Source organism: Streptomyces sp. CLV115 (assembly GCF_038448545.1).
GTDB lineage: Bacteria > Actinomycetota > Actinomycetes > Streptomycetales > Streptomycetaceae > Streptomyces > Streptomyces sanglieri.
Map to the genome: position 1 here is coordinate 32,026 of NZ_JBCEWQ010000082.1, position 5,131 is coordinate 37,156.

At 72.2% G+C, this 5,131-nt stretch carries 4 protein-coding genes; all 4 read left to right on the forward strand.

Annotated elements, in window-relative coordinates; genetic code table 11:
* The first annotated feature begins 69 nt into the window (after positions 1-69).
* From sbnB to AADR41_RS25610, 4 genes are read left to right on the forward strand one after another with little or no spacing between them, the layout of a single operon-like run.
* Complete coding sequence (sbnB, locus tag AADR41_RS25595; RefSeq protein ID WP_342283750.1) at positions 70-1,056, forward strand: 2,3-diaminopropionate biosynthesis protein SbnB; 987 nt, start codon at positions 70-72, stop codon at positions 1,054-1,056.
* Between the two features lie 3 nt (positions 1,057-1,059).
* Positions 1,060-2,412, forward strand: coding sequence for a diaminopimelate decarboxylase (gene lysA, locus AADR41_RS25600; RefSeq protein WP_342283751.1), 1,353 nt, complete (start codon positions 1,060-1,062; stop codon positions 2,410-2,412).
* Positions 2,409-3,302 (forward strand): metal-dependent hydrolase, encoded by an 894-nt coding sequence (locus AADR41_RS25605; RefSeq protein ID WP_342283752.1) that lies wholly within the window; start codon positions 2,409-2,411, stop codon positions 3,300-3,302. The genes lysA and AADR41_RS25605 overlap by 4 nt, the downstream gene beginning before the upstream one ends.
* A complete protein-coding gene (locus AADR41_RS25610) occupies positions 3,299-5,059 on the forward strand; it encodes a non-ribosomal peptide synthetase (protein WP_342283753.1) in 1,761 nt (586 codons plus the stop codon). The genes AADR41_RS25605 and AADR41_RS25610 overlap by 4 nt, the downstream gene beginning before the upstream one ends.
* Positions 5,060-5,131: the final 72 nt, after the last annotated feature.

A 5,131-nucleotide genomic window follows, 5' to 3' on the forward strand; every position in this document is an offset into this window, starting at 1 on the left:
CCACCGGTGGGCGCACGGCAGAAGCCGCGGCGCCCCGGACCACGGACAGCCCCTATGGAAAGCGAGAACATGACTACGACGACTTTCTCGGTGGTCGGCGGACCCGCCGTACGCGCGGCTCTGGCCGGTGCCGAGCAGGACGTGATCGACCGGGTGCGCGAGGCGTACCTGCTGCACGACGCGGGGCAGACGGTCAACCCGGACAGCTACTTCCTGCGGTTCCCGGAGAAGCCGGACAGCCGGATCATCGCGCTGCCCGCCTTCCTGGGCGGCGAGGCCGAGACCGCCGGGATCAAATGGATCTCCAGCTTCCCCGGCAACCACGACCGGGGGCTGCCCCGGGCCTCCGCGGTGCTGGTGCTCAACGACTACCGGACCGGGTACCCGACGGCGCTGCTGGAGTCGGCGACGATCAGCGCCGCCCGCACCGCGGCATCCGCCGCGCTGGCGGCCCGGGTCCTGCGGGACAGCCCGCCGCGCAGCTGGGGCGTCATCGGCGCCGGAGTGATCGCCCGGGAGATCTGCCGCTACCTGGCCGCCGCCACGACCGCACCGCCGGTGGTGCACTGCCACGACCTGAACCCCGGGGCGGCCGAGCGCTTCGCGGCCGGACTGCCCGGCGGGCGGGCCGCGGACCTGGCCACCGCCTGCGACGCCGACCTCGTCGTCCTCGCCACCACGGCGCTGCGCCCCCACCTGCCGGCCGACCTCCGCTTCCGGCCCGGCCAGCTGGTCCTGCACGTGTCGCTGCGCGACCTGGAGCCCCAGACCCTGCTGCACGCCGACAACATCGTCGACGACGTGGACCACTGCCTGAAGCAGAACACCTCGCCGCATCTGGCCGAACAGCTGCTCGGCGACCGGTCGTTCGTGACCGGGACGCTCGCCGATGTGCTGCGCGGGGACGTCACCCCGCGCGCCGACCGTCCAGTGATCTTCTCCCCCTTCGGCATGGGTATCCTCGACCTCGCCGTGGGCCGGTTCGTGCTCGACCGGGCCGTCGCGGCGGGCACTGCCACCGAGATCTCCGACTTCTTCGCCCCGAATGGAGCGTGACGGGTGCTGACCTCCACGCAGCCCGAGTGGCTCACCGAGCCCGCCGACCTGAACGCACTGCCGGACGGACTGTGGCCGGCCTCCGCGCACCGCGCCGCCGACGGCGTACTCGCCGTGGGCGGACTGCGGGTCGACGACCTCGCCGCCGAGTTCGGCACCCCGATGTACGTCTTCGACGAGGACGACTTCCGGGCCCGGTGCACCGAATTCCGCACCGTCTTCCACGACTTCGACGTCTACTACGCCGGGAAGGCCTTCCTGTGCCGGCCGGTCGCCCGGATCTGCGCCGAGCTCGGACTGCACATGGACGTCTGCTCCCTCGGCGAGCTGCGGATCGCGATCTCCGCCGGGTTCCCGGCGGAGCGCCTGGTGATGCACGGCAACAACAAGTCCGCCGAGGAGCTCGCCACCGGTCTGCGCCACGGCGTCGGCCGGATCGTGGTGGACTCCTTCGACGAACTGGCGCTGCTGCGTGAGCTGGCGGCCGAGGCCGGGGTACGGCCGAAGGTCCTGATCCGGGTCAACGTCGGTGTGCACGCGGACACCCACGCCAACATCGCCACCGCCCACGACGACCAGAAGTTCGGATTCTCGCTGCGTACGGGTGACGCCTCCACCGCGGTCGAGGCGGCCCACCGGGCGGCCGAACTGGAGCTGGCCGGGCTGCACATGCACCTGGGCTCGCAGATATTCGGCCTGGAGTCCTTCGAGGTGGGGGTGCGCCGGGTCATGGAGGTCCGTGCGCAGTTCCTCCGCGAGCACGGGGTCTCCCTGCCGGAGGTCAGCCTCGGCGGTGGTTTCGCCATCGCCTACCTGGACCACCACCGGCCCAGCACCCCCGCCGAAATCGCCGAGGGGCTGCGCGAGTTCACCCGGCGCAGCTGCGCGGAGCTGGGGCTGGAGCCGCCCCGGCTGGCGATCGAGCCGGGCCGGACCCTCGTCGGCCGCTCGGGGATCACCGTGTACCGCGTCGGCACCGTCAAGACCGTCGCCGGCCTGCGCACCTTCGTCTCGGTCGACGGCGGGATGAGCGACAACATACGGCCGGCCCTCTACGACGGGCTCTACACGGGCATTCTCGCCGGCCGGCGCTCCGATGCCGGACCGATGCTCTCGCGCGTGGTCGGCCTGCACTGCGATGCCGGTGACGTGGTGGTGCGCGACGACCACCTGCCCGCCGACACCCGGGTGGGCGACCTGCTCGCCGTGCCGAACACCGGCGCCTACTGCCGGAGCCTGGCGAACAACTTCAACCACACACCGCGCCCGCCGGTGGTCGCCGTCCGGGACGGCGGCGCACGGTTGTGGCTGCGCCGTGAAACATACGACGACCTGCTCGCCCTGGAAGTGGAATGACCGAGCCCAGCAAGCCTTTTCCGAGCGACTCCACCGTGGTGTCCTTCCCCTCCGGGGCACTGGACGCCGAAGCGACCGTGCGGCACGTACTGGCGGTGGCCGGCCGGTACGGGCTGATCTGCGACGCCACCCCGTTCCATCCGGAGGACCACACCTGGCCGGACCAGCCGGGCGACCAGGGCGTCGTGGCGGCCGGAGGCCACGAGTTCCAGGTGCTGGACAGTGTGATCGCCGCCGCGCACCGGGGCACCGGCGAGCTGTGGGTGGCCGGGGACATCCCGGTCCGGCGCGGCGATCCGGACTGGTCCTGGCACGTCGTGCACGTCGTCGCCGACGATCCGCGGGACCTGCTCGGGGAGCGGGTGCGGCTGTCGGTCGATCCGGAGCGGCGGGCCGGTCTGTCCGCCGGACACACCGGCTGCGAACTGGTCGGGCCCGCGCTCAACGCCGCCCTGCGGGACCGCTGGCGCAAGGACGCCGGCCTCGACTCCCTGGGCGCCCCCGACTTCGACAAGATCGCCATCGTGAGCTCGCGGATCGGCCTGCACGGCAGCGTCGACCGCTACCGGATGGGCAAGTCGCTGCGGCGCAAGGGCTTCACGGCCGACGGCCTGGCCGATGTGCTCGGTGATCTCCAGGCCCAGGTGAACGGGTTGCTGGCGGAGTGGGTCGCCGCGGACGTGCCGGTGGTGGTGCGCACCGACGGACCGAGCCTCGCGGACGTGCGGCGCTTCACCTGCGAGGTGCGGCAGGGCCCGGTCGTGGCGCTGTGCGGCGGCACCCATGTCGCGACCACCGGGGAGCTGGGCCGGGTGGTCGCACGGCTGGAACTCGTCGACGACGGCCGGGAACTGGTTCTCGGCACGTCCACAGGAGGGGCGGCGACATGAGCGCGGGGACTCTGACCGAACTCTTCGAGGAGAGCGTGACGCGGCACCCGGAGCGGATCGCGGTGCGCGACGGGAAGGACGCCCTGACCTACCGGGAACTGGACTCGCGCTCACAGGAGCTGGCCCGGCGGATCCACGGACTCGGCATCGGCCGCGGCGACCTGGTGGGCGTCTACCTCCACCGGTCGGCCGACATCTTCGTCGTCCTGCTCGCGGTGCTGCGGGCCGGCGCCGCGTACGTCGCGATCGACAGCCGTTACCCGGACGCGCGACGCGACCTGATGCTGCGGCTGAGCGGCGTCCGCGTGGTGATCACCGAACCGGACTGGGCGGACCGGCTGGACGGCGACACGGTCCGGGTGCTGCCCCTGCCGCTGACCGGCGCGTCACCGGCCACCGGCCCGCTGCCGGCGCCGCGGGCGGGGGACGCCGCGAGCGTGCTGTTCACCTCCGGCTCCACCGGCACCCCCAAGGGCATCGTGCTGGAACACGGCAACGTGGTGGCGTTCGCCCGCAATCCGGCGCTGCCGCGGCTGACCGAACAGGACCGGATCGGGCAGGTCTCCAGCCTCTCCTTCGACCTTTTCCACTGGGAGATGTGGAACAGCTTCGCGGCCGGCGCCGAGGTGACCGTGCTCCCGCTGGTGCCGGACCTGCTGGCCGCGGGCTTCGACGCGGAGATACGCCGGCTGGGCATCACCGCGATGCTCGTCCCGACCATGGTCGCCGGCCATGTCACCGACGAGCAGCCGGACGCGTTCGCCGCGCTGCGCCTGCTCCACGTGGCGGGCGACGTGATCGCTCCGGCGGTCTGCCGGGTCGTCCTGGAAGCCGGCTTCACCGGCGGCCTGTACAACCTCTACGGGCCGGCCGAATGCACCACGGCCTGCGTCGCACACCGGATCACCATGGAGGACACCCGGCTGCGGGCCGTACCGATCGGCCGGCCGCTGGACGGGGTGGTGGCCGAGGTGCGCGACCCCGAGGGAGCGCCGGTCCCGCCCGGCGGCTTTGGCGAGCTGTTCGTCGGGGGCCCGCAGGTGGCCCGCGGCTACCTCGGCCGGCCCGATCTGACGGCGGAGCGGTTCACGGAACCGGAGGGGCCGCAGGACGCCACCCGCTTCTACCGGACCGGGGATCTCGTGAAGGTCCGCGACGACGGCGTCATCGATTTCCTGGGGCGCGCCGACCGGCAGGTGAAGATCCGTGGATACCGGGTCGAACCCGGAGAGATCGAACGATTCTTCCTCGGTCTCCCCGAGGTCCAGGACGCCATGGTGGTCCCGGTCGGGGACGGTGTCGACCGGCGCCTGGTCGCCTTCCTGGTCGCCGGTGGCGGTGCGACCCGGCAGGGACTGCGGACCGCGGCCGAGCAGAACCTGCCGCACTTCCTGGTGCCCGGCGACCTCCGGCTGGTCGACAGAATTCCGGCCGACCAGCACGGCAAGCGGAATGTTTCCGGGCTCCTCGACGAATTGGCCGCGGGCGGTGCCGGTCCGGGGACGGACGGGGCGCCCGGAAGCGTCGAGGAAGAATTTGTCATCACGCTCTGGGAGGAGCTGCTGGGCGTTACAGGAATCAATCGTTCCGATGATTTCTACGCTCTCGGAGGAAACTCGCTCCTTGCCTTTCGCGTGCAGCTGAAGGTGGAGCGCCGATTCGGCGTGAAAATTGGGAACGCGGAGATTATGGGGAATTCCTGTGCGGCCGAGCTGGCCGCCACGATCAGGGCCGCCGGCTCTTCCGGAACCGGCTGATCCGGACCGCCCCGTGGGGGGGGGGGGGGGGGGGGGGGGGGGGGGGGGGGGGGGGGGGGGGGGGGGGGGGGG